Source organism: Pseudomonas fluorescens, assembly GCF_902498065.1.
GTDB lineage: Bacteria > Pseudomonadota > Gammaproteobacteria > Pseudomonadales > Pseudomonadaceae > Aquipseudomonas > Aquipseudomonas fluorescens_BJ.
Map to the genome: position 1 here is coordinate 1,119,255 of NZ_CABVIR010000001.1, position 17,122 is coordinate 1,136,376.

The following is a 17,122-nucleotide window of genomic DNA, read 5'->3' on the forward strand; positions in this document are numbered from 1 at the left end:
GTCGCGGCTATCGCCGGCAAGCCGGTCTCGCTCCAACATTTGAAATGCGTTCCCCTGTGGGAGCGAGCCTGCTCGCGATGAGGCCGGATCAGGCAACACAAAGCTCAAGTCAGCCACCGATCCAGCGACCGAGTCGATTCCAGTGCTTCCAGCTGCCACAACTGCCCGATCAATTCCTCAGCCTGCGACCTCGGCATCACTCGCCCGGCCAGACTGAAAAACTTATCCTCCAGCGCCTTGTCACTCAACGGATTACCCGGTGCCCCCAATGGCGGGTCGACACACAGACTCGCCCGCCGACCGTCCACGGTCAGCACGCTGACAACAGGCTCGCCATCCTCTGACAGTTGCGGGTCCACTTCAAGGCGAATGCGCGACATCCACTGAGCTATCCGTGGATCGCACCGCTGTTCATCGTCATAGGCTTCCAGTCGGCAGTGACCCTGCACCAACCGGGCGGCAAGGGCGTACGGCAGGCTCATCTGCGCCGCCGCCAGCGTGCTCACCTCCTGCCCCCCGCACATGTCCTGCAGGAAACCGCACAGCGACACCTGAATGTCCTCGACCTGATCGATGTTGACCTGCAGCTGTTCCAGCAACAGCCCCAACGCGTCGATGGCCGAATGCGTTCCTCGGCATGAGGCGTACGGCTTGATCGAACAGCGGGCGAGTTTCCACACGACACCCAGATCGGCATCCAGCGCCTCAGGTTGTGCCGTTTCGCCGGCCAGGGTTGGCAGAAAACCGCCCCAGACGTCATCGAACAACTTCGCGGGTCCGCTGATGCCTTGCTGGGCAAACCGCGCCGCGAGCAGTCCACCCTCGGCCGCACGACCGCTGTGCAGTTTTTTGCTTTGCGAGCCGTCGTGGATGAAGGCCCACAAGCCGCCGCTGAAACTGCCGGCGATGCCGAGTGCCGACACCATTTGTTCGGCGTTCAACCCCAGAATGAGCCCACTCGCGGCCGCCGCGCCGAATATCCCGCAGGTCGCCGTGGAGTGCCAGCCGGCGCCGTTGTGTGCCGAATAACCACCACAGGCTTCGAGCACGCGGCGGCCTACGTCGTAGCCGATGACCACGGCGGTGATCAACTCGCGACCGCTGACAGGCCTTGTGCACATCGACACCGCAGCCATCACCGCCGGCAGCACCACCGCGCCGGAATGATCGCAGCCACCGGTGTCGTCCAATTCCAGCGCATGGGCGGCGACGCCGTTGAGCATGGCGGCCTGAGCGGCGCCGACCCGCACCTCCGTGCCCCAGACCAGCGTGGTTCCGCCTTCACCCTCGAACACCTGACGCGCCTGCTTTGCCACGTCGCTGCCAGCCCCGGCCAGCGACGCGCCAAAGGTGTCGAGGATGTGCCGCGTGGCTTGCGCCACCAGTGCCGGGGGCAAGTCTTCAAATCGTGTGTCGACGCAAAACTGCGTCAGCCGTTGCAAGCGTTCGGTCATAGGAGGTAGTCCCGATAATGCCGCTCGTACACCGACGCCGGGTGATCCTCGGTCACAGGCTGCGCAGTATCGGCCCACCATTGAGCGACTTCGGCTCCGGTGGCGATCCACACGTCGTTGTGTTGCTGGATGCCCTGGAGCAATTCGCGCAACACGCCAATCCGTCCCGGTGTGGCAATGATTTCCGGGTGCAAACGCAGCACGTAACACAGCCCGAAGCGGTGAAACCCGGCGAAGTCCATTTGCAGGTTGCCCAGCGTGTGGCTGTAAGAGGCGATCCGCGATTGCGCCGGCGGCACCGCCGGGCTCAGGTTGAAGGCGAAGTAGGGTTCGTCTTCCAGTTCGTAATGCAATGGTAGCTCGATCACGCCGGGCGCCGTGGGGTGAGCGAACGGCAAATCGTCGCCACGCCACGAGGAAGACCAGCGAATGCCTTGATCCCGTAATGCCTCGATGAAACCCGGCGCACCGTTGCCGGCGGGAATGCGAAACCCGGTAGGGCGTTGACCTGTCAGCGCTTCCAGCGCTTTGCAGCCACGGTCGATCTCGGCGTTTTGCTGCTGCAGATCGAGGGTGTCGTAGTTCTGGTGGCGATACCCGGCGCAGGCAATCTCATGCCCGCCCGCCTGAATCGCCCGGATGTGTTCCGGGTTTTCCTCGGCAACGATGCCGGGGACAAACCAACTGCTGCGTACACCCAGTTCTTCGAACAGACCCAGCAAGCGGTCGACACCCCGTTGTGTGCCGTAACGCCAGACTGACAGCGTCTTGTCGCGCCCGGCGACTTCCGGCGCCTGGGTGAGAATCCCGTGAATGTCGTTGTAATCGACGGTCAACACCACCGCGCAGCGATAGCCGTCAGGCCAGACGTTGGAATCAGCCATGGTGATGCTCCTTCAGCCACCACTGGGCGACGTCGCGGCAAGTGGCGAACCACACGTCGTCGCGCTGACGCATGTGTTCGAAGAGTTTTTCCAGCAACAGGATGCGCCCCGGTTTGCCGGTGATCTTGGGGTGAAACAGGGTGGTCAGGCACAACCCTTCATTCATGGCGCCGTCGTACTCGCGGCACCAGTTGTCCAGGGTCAGCTCGTAGCTGGCGGTGCGGTCCAGCCCCGAAGGAAAGTCGGGTGCACGGGTGTAGGCGAGGGAGGCGTAGTCATCCATTTCCCAGCGACCGGGGATTTCCACCAGTGGCGTTTCGAAGCCTGGGACGTTGACCAGATAGGGCCGGTCGTCGCCGCGCATGCTGCTGGAATAGGTCACGCCGGCTTCCACCAGCATCGCCGGCGTCTCGGCGCGCCAGTCGCCGGACGGCGTGCGGAAACCTTCGGCGCGGATGTTCAGGTGTTTCCAGAACACCTCGCGGGATTTCTTTATCACGTCCTTTTGCTGTTCCAGCGTCAGGGCGTAAAAGGATTCGTGTTTGTAGCCGTGATACGCCACCTCATGCCCGCGCTCGACGATCGCCTGGCACTGTTTCGGCCAGTTCTCCACGACCCAGGCCGGGACGAAGAAGGTGGTCGGTATCCGGAATTCATCGAGCAGATCGAGAATCCGCGGCAGTGCCCGGTAAGGGCCGTAACCACCGAAGCCGAAGTACTCGGGCTTGTGCCAGATCGAGCCGTTGAGCATCGCATCGCCGGTGGGGCCGTCGAGGTCGAAGGCCAGGGCGAGGCAGGCCTTGTGCTGGTCGGGCCAGGTGGGTTGGGGTGAGGAGGACATCGTGGTGCTCCAACTATTTATGCATCAGACACAAGACCCTGCGGGAGCGGGCTTGCCCGCGATAGCGGCATGGCAGGCGACATCCCTGTTGAATGTGCCGCCGTCATCGCGGGCAAGTCGAATCGTCGCACCGCTGCTCCCACAGGCTTATCGGTTGGCCAAATAATCGTGATCGACCCAGACCCATAATGGATGCGGATCGTCTGCCTGATTACTTGCCGGCGTTGATGGTCGCTGTCTTGATCGCGCCCAACTCCAGGTCCCATTTTTTCAGGATGGTCTGATAGGTGCCGTCATCGATCATGCTCTGCAACGCCACCTTCACCGCTTCGCTCAGCTCAGGCTTTTTCTTGCTCAGGCCCATGCCGGAGAACTGCACGGAAATCGGCTGGCCGACGGTTTTGTACATGTCCTTTTCCTGAGTCTTCAGGTACGACAACGTCTCGCTGCCTTGCATCGCCGCATCGATACGGCTCTGACGCAGTTGCGCGCGGGCATCCGCCGAGCCTTCGGTGCCGATCACGACGATGGCCGGTTTGCCGGCGGCTTCACAGTGGGCCTTGCTGTATTCAGCGATTTCCGCCGGGAACGTGGTGCGGCGGCTGGTGCCGACTTTCTTGCCGCACAGGTCGGTGATTTCGTTGAAGTCCTTGTTCTTCTGCAGGGTGTAGAACTGCGGACCGCTGGTGAAATAGTCGACGAAGGTCACGCTGGCCTGACGCTCTTTGGTGTCGGTCATGCCCGACAGCACCATGTCGACGCGGTCGGTGGTCAGGGCGTTGATCATTTGCTCGAAGCCGGTTTCCTGCCATTTGATCTTCACGCCCAGACGTTCGGCCAGGGCATTGCCCAGATCAACGTCCACACCGGTGAGGGTATTGGTGGCCGGGTCCTTGAAATCCATCGGCGGGTAGTTCGGCATGATCGCGACGACGATCTCGCCTTTTTCCTTGATGCTGGCCGGCAATTCGGCGGCGAAACTGACGCTGGAGGCGATCAGGCCTGCGAGTACTGCGGGGATAACGAAGTTCTTCATGGTCGTTCTCTTATGAGTGTTGTTACGCCAACCGGCGCTTAGGTTCGAACGGCAGAAATGAAGCTTTGGGTGCGCGGGTTTTGCGGACTTATTAGTATTTCTTCGGGGCTTCCTGCCTCCACGATCTGCCCGCCGTCCATGAACACCATGCGGTTGGAAACCTCACGGGCGAAGCCCAGTTCATGGGTGACGACGATCATGGTCATGCCGGATTGCGCGAGGTCGCGCATCACCGACAGCACCTCACCGACCAGTTCCGGGTCGAGTGCCGAAGTGGGTTCATCGAACAGCATCAACTTGGGGCGCATGGCCAATGCGCGTGCAATGGCGACACGTTGCTGCTGACCACCCGAAAGCTCGATCGGGTAGCTGTTGCGCTTGTCGGCGAGGCCGACGCGGGCGAGCAGTTCCACGGCTTCTTCGTGCGCCTCTTTGGGCGAACGCTTGAGCACCTGGCACGGCCCTTCGATGATGTTTTGCAGCACAGTCATGTGCGGAAACAGGTTGAAACGCTGAAACACCATGCCGGTGGCCAGGCGTTGACGGGCGATCTGCGACTCGTTGAGTTCATGCAGTTTGTTGCCGACGATGCGATAGCCCACCAGCTCGCCATCGACCCACAGGCCGCCCTTGTCGATTTTTTCCAGTTGGTTGACGCAACGCAGCAAGGTACTTTTGCCGGAGCCGGACGGGCCGATGATGCACAGCACTTCGCCTTGCTCGACTTCGATGTTGACGTCTTTGAGTGCGTGGAACTGGTCGTAGTACTTGTTCAGGCTCACGGCCTTGACGATGCTTCTCATGTGGGGCTCCTCAAGAACGCTTGCCGGCGCCGCGAGCGAAACGACGCTCCAGACGACTTTGACCAAAAGACAGCACGGTGACCGTGGCCAGGTACCAGATACCCGCGACGATCAGCAGCTCCATCACCCGGGCGTTGGCGTAGTAGATGTTCTGGGCGTTGTAGAGCAGTTCCGAGTACTGGATGACGCTCGCCAGCGAGGTCATTTTCACCATGCCGATGAACTCGTTGCCGACCGGCGGAATGATGATCCGCATCGCCTGCGGCAGGATGATCCGGCGCAGCGCTTGCAGGCGTGGCATGCCGATTGACTTGGCGGCTTCGTACTGCCCGGTGTCCACCGACAACAGACCGGCGCGCACCACTTCGGCGGTATAGGCGCCCTGGTTGATGCTCAAACCGAGGAGGGCGGCCACGAACGGCGTCATCAGGCTCACGGTGTCCATTTCGAACAGGCCGGGGATGCCGATGGTGGGGAAGATCAGCGCCAGGTTGAACCACAACAGCAGTTGCAGAATCAGCGGCGTGCCGCGGAACAGCCAGGTGTAGGTCACCGCCACGTAGCGCAGGATCGGGTTGGCCGACATGCGCATGATCGCCGTGATCACCCCGAACACAATGCCCAGTCCCATGGCCAGCACGGCCATGACAATGGTATTGAGCAAGCCCCACATGATCGCTTGGGAGGTGAGGAACTGACCGATGTACGACCACTCGATCTTGCCTTCGGCGAAGGCCCGCACCAGGCCGATGATTGCGATCACGATCACGGTGGCGAAAAAAATCCGCCCGTAATATCGCCGTGGCACGTGTTCGTACTGGGTGATATCGAACTGGTTTTCCGCCAGTTTGCGCTCCGCCTGGAGTCGTTCTGCCTGAGTCTGGCTCATGTTGTTTCTCCGAACTGTTCTTTCAAATCCAACACAGATCCTTGTGGGGCTAGCCTGCTAGCGATTGCGGTGTGTCAATCAGCGAGTGGTTGTCAGACAGAGCCAAATCGCTAGCAGGCTAGCTCCCACAGGGTTATGCGTGGCGGCCGTTAAAGGCGGAAACCCTGATAGTTTTCGGTCCATTCTTGCTGCGCCGCAAGGGCGGTTTTCAACCGGCCGATCTGCTCGCGCACCTGCTGCGGTGCGGTACCGCCCCAGCCACTGCGAGCGGCGATGGCGGCTTCGAGGGTCAGGCTGTCGCGCACTTCCGGGGTCAGGCGAGGATCAATCTCGGCCAGCAGCGCCGGGGACGCTTCCCACAGTTCAATGTCGTGCTTCTCACAGGCCTGAACCAACGCGCCGGTGATTTCATGAGCTTCCTTGAACGGCACGCCGCGTACTGCCAACCAGTCAGCGACTTCAGTGGCGAGGGTGAAACCGAGCGGTGCCTGGCGGCGCAGTTCTTCGACGTTGACCTTCATGGTCGCGACCATTCCGGCCATCGCTGGCAGCACCAGCAGCAAGGTGTCGACGCTGTCGAGCACGCCGTTCTTGTCTTCGCTCAGGTCTCGGTTGTACGACAGCGGCAGCGATTTCAAGGTGGAGAGCAGGCCGGTGAGGTTGCCGATCAGGCGACCCGCCTTGCCCCGAGCCAGTTCGGCGATGTCCGGGTTTTTCTTCTGCGGCATGATCGAGCTGCCGGTGGCGTAGGCATCGTCCAGCGCAACCCAGCGAAACTGCCGCGACGACCACAGGCAGAATTCTTCGGCGAGGCGGGAAATGTTGATCCCGAGCATGCTGGCGATAAACAGGAACTCGGCGACGTGATCGCGGCTGGCCACGGCGTCGATGGAGTTTTCGCAGACGCCGCTGTAGCCCATTTCCCTGGCCGACTGTTGCGGCAGGCGGGCGATGGCGGAACCGGCCATGGCGGCAGCCCCGAGGGGCGACAACGAGGTGCGAACATCCCAGTCCACCAGCCGTTGCACGTCACGCAGCATCGATTGGGCGTGAGCGAGCAAGTGGTGAGCGAAGACGATCGGCTGAGCCTGTTGCAAGTGAGTGAAACCGGGGCAGATGCTTTCGATGTGTTGTTCGGCCTGATCCACCAGCGCTTGTTGCAGGGCCAGTACTTCAACGGCCAGGGTGCGCACGTGGTCCCGCAGGAACAGACGCAGGTCGTTGGCGGTCTGGTCGTTGCGCGAACGGCCGGCGCGCAGCTTGCCGCCCAATGGGCCGAGGCGTTCGGTCAGCAAACGTTCGATGAAGGTGTGGACGTCTTCGTCATCCAGCGTTGGCGCGATATTGCCGGCGCTAAAGTCAGCACCGATACCTTCCAGCGCGTCGAGCATCGTCAGGGTTTCCTGCTCGCTCAACAGTCCGGCGCGCTGCAGTTCACGGGCATGGGCCTTGGAACCGGCGAGGTCGTACGGGGTCAGGCGAAAGTAGCGCTCGGGGCAACGGGAGAGGGCCGCCAAGGCTTTGGATGGGCCACTTTTGAAGCGGGCACCCCAGAGACGGTCGGTGGTTTGAGACATTGTTGTTTTCCTCGTCGGTAAAGCGAACTGAAATCGGTGTGCCAGGTCGGAAACGTCCGCCGCAAATCAATTGGGCGTGTTTCGGCCTATTCAATATTCAAGGGCAGGGGAAAAGCGCAGTTACGTCGTTGCGAGAGCTGATCGAAGTGTCAGCTTTTAATGGTTCGAAATCAGTGAGTTGGCACTGAAGTACGGAGATTATTAGCGGTTGCCAAGCCTGGTTTTCTGTGTTCATTATTATTGGCCAGCTATGTTTTTGTTGTTGGGCACAGGTTGTTGAATAGCGCACCAGAGGTAAATAAGCATTATGGAAACCCCACTTTCCAATTCCGGAAACCCCGCGCCAAAACCGGTGCAACGGGCACCGCTGGCCCTCAGCGGACTGGATTTCAAACTGCTCAAAGTGTTCAAGGCCGTGGTCGAGGCCGGCGGTTTCAGTGCGGCGCAGAACGAGCTGAATGTGGGGCTGGCCGCCATCAGCAAACAGATTTCCGACTTGGAAATTCGCATCGGCATGCGCTTGTGTACCCGAGGCCGCGAGGGCTTTCATCTGACCGAAGAAGGCCGACTGGTGTATCAGGCGTCGATTGATTTATTTGCGTCGGTCGACAACTTTCGTGACCGGCTTAGTTCAGCGCAAAATGAACTTATCGGCGATCTTGGTGTGGGTGTTATTGATAATACGATTTCCGATGTTAATTCACCGTTAGTTGCAGCGCTTAAACGAATCAATGAAGCGTCACCGAAAGTAAGGTTTCAACTTCAGGCGTCGCAACTGGATGAGGTGGAAAGAGGCGTTGTAGAGGGAAGGTTAGTGGCCGGCATCGTGCCGGTTTATCAGAAACGTGAAGAGTTCGATTATTACGCGTTGTATGAAGAACTCTCAGAGGTTTACTGCGCGGACGGTCACCCTTTATTTTCGGTGCCGGACGCAGAAATCGGCAGCAACGTACTCAAGGATTACGAGTGCATCAACCACCGCTACGCGATCCATCGCGACAAACTGAATTTTGCCCATTACGACAGCTTTTCCGCCTCCGCCACCCAAGTGGAAGCTGTGGCGCTGTTGATCAAGACCGGGCGTTTCGTGGGTTTTCTGCCCCAGCACTACGCCGCAAACCTGGTCGCCCAAGGGCAATTTCGCGCCGTGCGTCCGGACCTGATCAACATCGTCACGCCGTTCAATCTGATCCTGCGACACAACACCGTGCGCAGTCCGCTGGTCAAGGCGTTCGCCCAGGCATTGGGGGTGGATTTGAAGGCGCCGGTTCAAGGCTGAAGCGCATCGCACAACGGCGCTCACCGGGTAAGCCGTGGGCGATTTCGTCGTTTAACACCTGGGTTAATCGCGGGCCTGTTTCAGCGGGGCTCAATGTTACGAAGCCCATGCGCCGATAAAACAGTTCATTCCATGACAAGTCACGGAACGTGGTCAAAGTCAGACCGGCGAGTTCTTGTCCGCGAGCGTATGAAACTGCGGCTAACAGCAACTTTCGACCAATGCCCCGGCCCTGAAATGGCTGGCTGACGGACAGTTCCTGAATATGCAGTTGGTTGGCGATTTCCCGCGCAGCGAGAAACCCTGCAAGTGCACCTTCCGCCGATTGCGCAACCCAAACCAGCTCTGTCTCGATTGCCCGTTGATGGTGTTCGGCATCGGGTACAGGGCTGTCGGCCAGCCAGGCCAATGACGGGTCGCCGCGAAACAATTGAGCAGCGCAACGTTCGATGACGGGGAGGGCGGGGGCGTCGGTAACCAAAGCGCGGCGAACAATGATCGTCATGTATCTCAAGGGGGGCTGCCGAAGGTTCGGGCCACGTTCGGTGATGGGTTGGCGGGCAACGATTGGAAATGGTCCTCATCACGTTTGTCAACGTTCATGCGCGACGTTTGTCGGTCGGATTCAAGCGCTGCACCTCGGAAAAAATTTCGGTAATCGGTCGTCGTGGTTGGCGTTTGTGTAATGCGCGGACCTGTAGGCTCATCCGAACGAGTTCTTCACTTGGTTTTGCCCACTGCTCTTTCGGCAACGGCTCGGACCATTGGCGCATCACTTCGGGCATGGCCTGCGGGGCCATTTTCTGGAGGCGGCGGATTTCCCATTCTGTCAGGTGGTTGGGAATCGTCCACAGGGTCATGACGTGGTACAGGTACCAGAAAAATCCCGATACCCGACCGCGTTGGCCGTCGCGGATTTGCTGGTGCATGCGTGCACGGGCGTTGTGAAAAGTGTGCAGGCCTTCGTGGGGCGGGTCGTTCGGGCCTTGCAGGTCTTGCAGGTCTTGCAGGTCCTGAATGGATTTGAGGTCGTGGATTTCGTATTCCATGTAACCGCGAATGGCTTCCCAGTGGCTGATGGCCAGCGAAAGACCGAAGCAGGGAAATTCGACGCTGGTCAGGGTCTCGCCGTGCTGGAAACCGATGCCCATGCCGTACTGGCGGTGGATGCCGTATTGGGTGGCGCCTTGGGCTTCGATGACCCAGGCCGAGAGGGATTCCCAGGGGACGAAGAGCGGTTCGGTGGCGTCTTCGGGCATGAAGCAGACTTCGCGGCGTTGGCGGTTGAAGCGGGTGGGGATGATGTAGAGGCGTTTTTTGTGGTTGTGGTGCCAAGTACAGAGGCCGATGAGTAGCATGAAAAAACCGCCTTTTAAGGCTAGTCCATAGGATTCATGGAAGATCCCTTCTATGGAGTCACTAGTATCTTCCCAACTATATCCAAGAACGAATCCAAGGAAGCCCCCGACTAACGGGAATAGAAATGCAACCGAGAAGGCAACACTGAATGGTCCGCCTAGTATGACCTGCCATGAAAATATCTGCGGTGATCCCAGCCCGAAGTCCATATACACCTCATTGAGCTCTCCGATATGGGGGCCAAGCGGCGGCAACGTTGTCGGTAATGGCAACGGCGCGAGATAAGTGATTTTCCCACTTGGAAACGGCTCAACGTCTCCGGCTTTTCCGGATTGCTCTAGGTGCTGGGGCGGCAGAGGCACATCAATCTTGGTGGGCATGGTCGGCCAGCTCCAGCAGATGGGTTTCAACCAGCAACAATGGTGGATGCTCGGTAACGGATTGACGGGGCAACGAAGGAAAATGTCCTTTACCGCGCGGGTTGAGGTGAATGACCTCAGTCCGCGACTCCCACACCCCCTTGGCGTTCAAGGTTTGTACACAGACGGCCAGCTCCAGAGTTTCGGACGCTGGGGTAAATTCAGAGTCTGGGTCCACGGGATACTGCAGGCATAACACCAGACGATCTGGCTCTGCTTGCACGATGCGCAGGTTGTCCGTGATTTCCTCGCTGATGACGTCCTTGCGCTCGCGCGGTACACCACGACTGTGGAGGGGAACGGACAGACGGTGGGCGCCGATCCCCAGGCGATGAGCCGGTTGTCCACTCAACGGTGGCTGCAAATCACTGAGTTTGAGCCTTGGCAGCACCAAGTGAATGTCGCTGGGTTTGGCTTTTAGCAGGAAGTTTTTCAACCAGGAGTCATGTTCATTCGGGCCTAGTTGCGCATACGGAGCGTTGAGCAAATAACCCAAGTAATGCTGATATTCATCCAGGGTATGGTCGCCGCGATGATCGGTGTCCAGGCTCCAGGGTGTGGTTTTCAGCCATTTGTCATGGGCGCTGATGTTGTAGCGGTTGTATAGCCAGGTTCCGCCCAATTCCAAAATGGTGAACAGGGCACCGGCCAGATTGAAGCGGAAGAATACCGTGGATAGACGCGTACCCGCCGCGGCCCAGGCAGCCGTTCGCGTAGCGGCAGTCCGTGCCGTCAGCACTTTAAACGTAGAGCGGACGGTATGATTTAGGCCATAGGCGTTTGCGGCTGTCATTCCACCTGCACCCAATGTGGCAAGCGCTGCACTACCCTGTGCCAAATGATCTCCGCTACGTATGGCTTGTTGCCATTTTTGCTGCTGGATATTGAAACTTACCATTGAAGATATAAGACCGAAGCCGTAGGTAAAAATACCAAGCCCGACATGCAGCTTCCCCATCTGTACATGTACATTCTGCAAAGCATGATGCTGAAGACTCGCGACGAGTTCAGCGCTGCGAGCTTTCAGTGCCGTATCGGCCAGACTCTGCGCCGCAGTGAATCCCGCAGCTCCGGTAGCTGCCAGCGCATTGGCCAAGGGAGCCCATGTTCGCTTATTACCGGTTTGACCCTGCATCTCTCGATACACCGAAACCAAATTCACCCCCTGCACCAAAAACACCAACAACCCCATCCCCTCGCTTCTAATCAACTTCCCATTCGGCACCGAGCTAACCCCCAGCCGAATATCCTTCAGCAAACTCCTCACCTCCAACTGCTGCGCCGGTGGAAACACCACCGTCACCCCCGCCCGAGCAGGTGTCGCGCCATACAGGCGCGCCGACTGATCCGGCAGTTCCGCAATCGGGCTCAACGCCCCGGCCAAGCGACCTTCGAGTTGCGTCAACTCTGCCCGGACCCGAACGATCTCACCCTGCAATTCCAACGCCCGTGCTGTCCTGTGCCCCTGGCGATTTTTGTTGTGGGTGATCTGGTTGCGTTCGCGGGTCAGGGTTTTCAGGTAGTCGCGCTCACTGAGCAGGTCCTTGAGGTTGTTTTGCAGCGCCGCGTGTTCCGCCGGGCTGGCGACGGTGAAGGTCACCCCGGTGGTTTTTGCTGCGTCGAGAATCCGGGCCGGTAACGCCTTGGGCAGGCGCCGGAACAGTTCATCGAGGTCGGGGATTTTCTCGCTCGCCAGATCGAAACCTTCCAAGGCCCGGCTCAGGCCGAGGTTCAGCGCCGGGCTGAGGCTGTGCTGGGCCGCGTCGGCCACGGCGCGGGTGTGTTCGGGCAGATCGTCGAGGGACGGCAGGGGCGGTTCGATTTTCTGCAACTCGCCCAGCCAGTGCGGCAGGTTGTTGAACACGCCCATGCCGGCGTTGAACAACGTGGCGTATTGCGCCGCCCGTTCTGGCTGTAGGCGCAGGGGCAAGGTGTAGAACAGTGGCCGGGTCAGTTCGGGGTGTTTTTCCAGATAACCGAGGAGGATTTCGCTGGCGTAATCGCTGCGGCAGAGGTCCTTGAGGCAGGCGTATTCGGTGGTGAGGGCCTGGTGGTGTTGCTGTTGATCCTGCGCGTCGTAGTACCAGGCCGAACGATGGAAACGACCGGCACCCACCAGCATGATGCGGTCGGTGGTGATGCGATCCAGCATCCGGTTCCAGCGGCCAAGGTCGTCGCGATGCTGCAACAGCGCGCTGTCCATGGCAGGCCGGTCGATGAAATCATTGACCCCGCGCTTACCACTGAAGCTGGAGCCTTCGAGCACATCGACGATGCGTTTGTTTTGCGCTTGGCCGAGTTTTACCAAGGTGTCGAGGTGACGCTCGACGAAATCATCGGGGGCGACCTTGAAATGTTGTCGAGCATAGTAGCGGTGGTCGGCCTCGTCACTGGCGCGGCTGTGGGCGGTGAAGTCGGGTGTGCCACCCTGGTACTTGGCGAATTTGAACGCTTCGGCATGGGCTTCTTTGCGCAACTGCTCCAGCGCCGCTGGCACGGGCCCGTCCGGTGGCTCGACCTTGCCGCCCTTGTTCAGGTAGTCGAGCAAGGCGTTGCGGGTCTGCTCCTGATCCGGTTCGGGCAACTGTTGCAGATCGCCAAAAAGCGCCTGGACTCGCGGATCGTCGCTGGCATCGGCCAGGTTGCCGATATCCTCGGCACTGAGCCGGCTCAGGGACTCGATGTAGCAGGCCAACAGGTAATCGCGTTCGTTGGTGTCGGCATTGCTCCAGTCATCGACCCAGCCGACCACGGTGTCTTGATACTCGGCCAGATCGCGCAGCACGCCGAGGTCGTCCTGCACCACGAGGAACAACGTGTCGTCCTGATAAGCCGGGCGCACCCGCCCGAGCAACTCGCCAATGTGCGCCTCGCGAAAGCGCCGCGGCTGCTCCCACAGATAGGGTTCACGTTCGTGCGCGGGTGCATCGCTGACGTGCACCGGCGGCAATAGAACGGCGTGCGGCGGCGCCTCGGATTCATGTTTCGCGCGGTCTTGTGCGGCTTGCGCCTGCTGGACCGGAGCGGTCGCGATCTCTGCCAGCCACTGTTTGCCCTGCGCCACTGTCAGCAGATGCTCGCCACCGGTTTGGCAATGAACCGGGCCGAGGTCGACGGCCTGCATGAAGTGGTCGCGTTCGGTGCGGCTGTCGAGCACTTGCGCGCATTTGGCCGCCGTCCACTGCACTTCGGCGAAGGTCACATGCAGGGTGCTGCGCCTTGAAAAAATAAGCGCCGGACGCTCTTCGATGGCCGTGCGCTGATCACCATCAACCTTGGCGCCCTTGTGCAGCAAGGCGCTGACCAGTCCGTTGAGCACCTGATATTCGTGCAGATGGCCGGTCACGCTGTCGATGATGTACAGCCAGCCATCGCGCAGCATGCGAATGCCCAACGGGCGGGTTGTCAGGGCATACGGCAGCTTCAGTTCGGCACTCGGGTCGAGGGGCTTTTCCACCAGCCCGTAACGCAAGGGCAGTAGCTGCACGTGGGTTTGTCGCAAAGGGCAGGCGCCAAGGGAGCCAATGGGCGATTTGGACGCGGCAGCCGCAGCGAGGTCGGCAGGGTGTGGCTTGTTCATGGGCGGCCTCGTTCATTGGCCCATTGGCGAGCCAGGTCAGCGGCCAGCACGATGCGCTCGCCGACGGGTTGCAGGGAAGGGTTATGCAGCAGTCGATTGATCTCGGGATGCTGGCCTAGGGGGGACCCGTCCAGCCGGGCCATGACATTCGCGTAATAGAACAGCCCGGACGGGTTATCCAGGCCCAGGGCGCTGGCTTCGGTTTCCAGTTGTTCCAGCATTGACCAGCGTTCGGCCACAGTTTCGCTGCCATGGCGTTCGGGGAAGTGCTTGAGCAGGTGCGCGTCGAGTTCGAGCAGTACGCGTCGACGGTCAACCAGATCCAGCGCCAAGCTCTGCTCAGCACTCAGACGATAGGGTATTGGCAAGTCCGGGCATTCCGGCTGGCGAGGCTGATGACGATGCCATGTGGCGCCGACGCTATCGGCAGTCACCACACAGGACAACGGGCCGAACAAGCGCTGATCGTTGCTGCTGAACAAAGCCTTCGCGACGGCGGCATCGGCCAGTCGCAGGAAAACCTGCAACCCGTCTGGTAACTCAACGGTCAGCAGTTTGCGCAAGTGCTGCGCCACCTCATGCGCCGGTTTGGGGCTGAACAACAGCACGCCCCATTCTTCCTGCGCGCGTTGCACAAAGAACTGAAAAAAATCCGCGTCAGGTTGTTCCATCGCCACCAGCAGCGGTGAGATATCGCGCAGCGCATTGAAGGGCGTGCTGTCATACAGGGCGAGGATGCTGGCGCCGGGGCTCAGTGTCTTCAGGCGCTGCGGCAAATCGCTCAGGGTCGCGCCGTCCAATAACAGGAACGCGTGCTGCTCACTCCACGGCAGGTTTTCAGGAAGGGAAGTCGAGAGTTTCATGCTTGGGCAGCCTCGCAAATCAGGCAACGCGAGGCGCGGGTTGAAATCAGCGCATGACGTTGTTGGGCCGCATCAAACGTCACTTTCAGCAAGGGCAGGGCGCCCGGCATCAGCGGCTCCGCCGGCAAGCTCACGGGCGGAGCGCCGCCCACCAGAATCGGCACGCTGCTGAAAATGCCTTCCGGCCCCAGCGTTAGCCATTGTCCGCCGCCCATGAGCGCCAGGTACGTCCCGCCACTGATGGCGACTTGTTGAACGGCGCTGAAGTGGAGCTGTTGTGTGGCGCTGAGTCGTTGATTGGCGACGCGCACATGCTGATCGCCAAGGACCAACAGGTGGTCATCCTGTTTGAGTTCGGTCAGGCGGTTGCCATGGGTCAAGTGGCGCTCTTCGCCGCGCAGGTCATGACTGCTTATGCCACCGACCACCACGTTGCGCTGGTTGTCGACTTGAATGCGCTCATCGTTCAGAACGTGCTGCACGAAGTCGCGCTGCGCACGCAGGGCAATTTCCTCGGCGCCTTTTCTGTCCTCGATGCGCAGTTCGTTGTAACCACCACCGCCGGGGCAGCTGTGGCTGCGGAAAATGCTGCGGGTCTGTTCCGCGGGCAAATCCAGTGGCACCGGGGTCGAGGCGTTGGGCAGACAGCACAAGACGTAGGGTTTGTCCGGATCGCCATCGGTAAAACCTACCTGCACCTCCATGCCGACGCGTGGGATCTGCACGCTGCCGTAACGGTCATGAGCCCAGCCGGTAGCGACTCGTAGCCAGCAGCTCGATTGTTCGTTTTGCTGGCCGTCGCGGTCCCATAGCAGCTGGACTTTCACTCGACCGTACTGATCGCAATAAATCTCTTCACCGGGTGGACCGGTGACGACGGCGTGCTGGTTGCCCTTCATATGGGGCTTGGGGTGTTCAAGGGCTGGTCGGAATATCACGTCCCAGGGTGTGGCGACGAAGTGGTTACGGTAGCCCTGACTGAAACCATCCTGCGCAGTAACGTCGCTCGTCTGCTCTTCCAGCACTTGGGGTTGCAAGCCGACATGCTCGACCTGCGTCAACAACCACAGGCCATTTCGTTCAGGGCATGGGTGCTCCGTCATCTCGACAAAGTGGCCGCTGCGCAGGGCGCTTTGGTCACTGCGGCCGTTGGCCACCTGGTAATCGGCGCGGTGGCGCTCAAGTGCCTGATGGGTGAGCTGTTGGCCGCGGTCACGATGGATGAATTGCCCTGGAAATGCGTAGTCCTCAAGGTGCGGCAGCAGAGGGTTTTCAGACTCGCTGTCGAGTTGCACGCGTGGTTTCTCGAAATTGTAATCACGACGGCTGACATGGGTCGGGCGGGTATTCAGTTGTAGCTTGAATTGGTCAATCACTGGCGCTTGCGCGACCATGCCACTGGCTTGCCTGTAGGCGGTTGACCGTTCTGGTTTCGAAAAACTGGTTTGATCGTCACCGAACACCAGCACATGCCCCTCGGCGCTATGCTGAAAGTGGAAGTGCAAACCTTCTTCTTCACACAGCCTTTGAAGAAAATGCATGTCAGTCTCGTACTGAACACAATACAGCCGGGGTCGGTACTCGGCATTCAGCTGAAAGCGCCAGGTATCGGCCTGCATTCCCTGATCTTTCAGTACTTTTGCAATGATCTGCGGCACGCTGAGGTTTTGAAAAATGCGCTGGTTGTGGCAATGGGAGAGATAGGTGAGGTGCGGCACCAGGGTCATCTGGTAACGGGTCAGACGCTTGCCCGAATCCCCTTCGGCAACTGTATAGACTTGGCCGTGGATGCCGGAACCGTCAGCTCCGAAGCGCAAAAAAGCCGCGCGATGATGAAGCGACTTGATGTCCAGGTCGCGGCGTTCTCCGACCAGTTCGAGATTGACTTCATAGGGTTGATTCAGCGCTTCCTTGGCGCGGAATTCGTGTACCTGCAAGTCGCGGGGAAAACCTTGAATGTCGAGGGTGAAAATGACGGGTTTAACGGCGCTGAACATCCACATTTCCTTGTGTCTATTTCAAGACACAGGACTTTGCGTGGATCGGCTCATTGATGAATGTCAGACGAATCGCTATTTGGCGTAGGGCGAGTCCGTTAAGTTGCAATCTACGGTCAGCGACGCATGGCTGTAGGAGGG

General features: G+C 59.7%; 13 protein-coding genes. 1 reads left to right on the forward strand and 12 read right to left on the reverse strand.

The genetic code is table 11. The features are described 5' to 3' along the window. Positions 1–104: 104 nt before the first annotated feature. The 7 genes from F8N43_RS05465 to argH form a co-directional block, all read right to left on the reverse strand. The gene (locus F8N43_RS05465) at positions 105–1,454 is read right to left on the reverse strand and encodes an MmgE/PrpD family protein (RefSeq protein ID WP_150653343.1); all 1,350 of its coding nucleotides are present in this window, start codon (positions 1,452–1,454) and stop codon (positions 105–107) included. Beyond that, complete coding sequence (locus tag F8N43_RS05470) at positions 1,451–2,338, reverse strand: polysaccharide deacetylase family protein (RefSeq protein WP_150634338.1); 888 nt, start codon at positions 2,336–2,338, stop codon at positions 1,451–1,453. The genes F8N43_RS05465 and F8N43_RS05470 overlap by 4 nt, the downstream gene beginning before the upstream one ends. Then, positions 2,331–3,179 (reverse strand): polysaccharide deacetylase family protein, encoded by an 849-nt coding sequence (locus F8N43_RS05475; protein ID WP_150653344.1) that lies wholly within the window; start codon positions 3,177–3,179, stop codon positions 2,331–2,333. The genes F8N43_RS05470 and F8N43_RS05475 overlap by 8 nt, the downstream gene beginning before the upstream one ends. Before the next feature lie 211 nt (positions 3,180–3,390). Next, positions 3,391–4,215, reverse strand: coding sequence for an ABC transporter substrate-binding protein (locus tag F8N43_RS05480; protein WP_150653345.1), 825 nt, complete (start codon positions 4,213–4,215; stop codon positions 3,391–3,393). A 38-nt stretch (positions 4,216–4,253) separates the two neighbouring features. Further along, a complete protein-coding gene (locus tag F8N43_RS05485) occupies positions 4,254–5,018 on the reverse strand; it encodes an amino acid ABC transporter ATP-binding protein (RefSeq protein ID WP_150634341.1) in 765 nt (254 codons plus the stop codon). Positions 5,019–5,028: 10 nt separating this feature from the next. Continuing rightward, complete coding sequence (locus tag F8N43_RS05490; RefSeq protein WP_150634342.1) at positions 5,029–5,907, reverse strand: amino acid ABC transporter permease; 879 nt, start codon at positions 5,905–5,907, stop codon at positions 5,029–5,031. A 149-nt stretch (positions 5,908–6,056) separates the two neighbouring features. Continuing rightward, positions 6,057–7,484, reverse strand: coding sequence for an argininosuccinate lyase (argH, locus tag F8N43_RS05495; protein WP_150653346.1), 1,428 nt, complete (start codon positions 7,482–7,484; stop codon positions 6,057–6,059). Between the two features lie 307 nt (positions 7,485–7,791). Between argH and F8N43_RS05500 the strand changes: the two genes are divergently transcribed. Further along, entirely contained in the window at positions 7,792–8,763 is a 972-nt protein-coding gene (locus tag F8N43_RS05500) for a LysR family transcriptional regulator (RefSeq protein WP_150634344.1), read from the forward strand. Here the strand turns inward: F8N43_RS05500 and F8N43_RS05505 are convergent. The 5 genes from F8N43_RS05505 to tssI all read right to left on the reverse strand — a co-directional run bounded on the left by F8N43_RS05505 (position 8,708) and on the right by tssI (position 16,981). Next, a complete protein-coding gene (locus F8N43_RS05505) occupies positions 8,708–9,268 on the reverse strand; it encodes a GNAT family N-acetyltransferase (protein WP_150634345.1) in 561 nt (186 codons plus the stop codon). The two genes, F8N43_RS05500 and F8N43_RS05505, sit on opposite strands and share 56 nt — an antisense overlap. Positions 9,269–9,362: 94 nt before the next feature. Then, a complete protein-coding gene (locus tag F8N43_RS05510; protein ID WP_224787785.1) occupies positions 9,363–10,121 on the reverse strand; it encodes a hypothetical protein in 759 nt (252 codons plus the stop codon). A gap of 364 nt (positions 10,122–10,485) precedes the next feature. Continuing rightward, on the reverse strand, positions 10,486–14,121 hold the full coding sequence (locus F8N43_RS05515; RefSeq protein WP_150653348.1) for a toxin VasX: 3,636 nt from the start codon (positions 14,119–14,121) through the stop codon (positions 10,486–10,488). Continuing rightward, positions 14,118–14,984 (reverse strand): DUF4123 domain-containing protein, encoded by an 867-nt coding sequence (locus F8N43_RS05520; RefSeq protein ID WP_150653349.1) that lies wholly within the window; start codon positions 14,982–14,984, stop codon positions 14,118–14,120. Before F8N43_RS05520 ends, F8N43_RS05515 begins: the two co-directional genes overlap by 4 nt. Beyond that, the gene (tssI, locus tag F8N43_RS05525) at positions 14,981–16,981 is read right to left on the reverse strand and encodes a type VI secretion system tip protein TssI/VgrG (protein WP_150653350.1); all 2,001 of its coding nucleotides are present in this window, start codon (positions 16,979–16,981) and stop codon (positions 14,981–14,983) included. Before tssI ends, F8N43_RS05520 begins: the two co-directional genes overlap by 4 nt. Positions 16,982–17,122 lie beyond the last annotated feature (141 nt).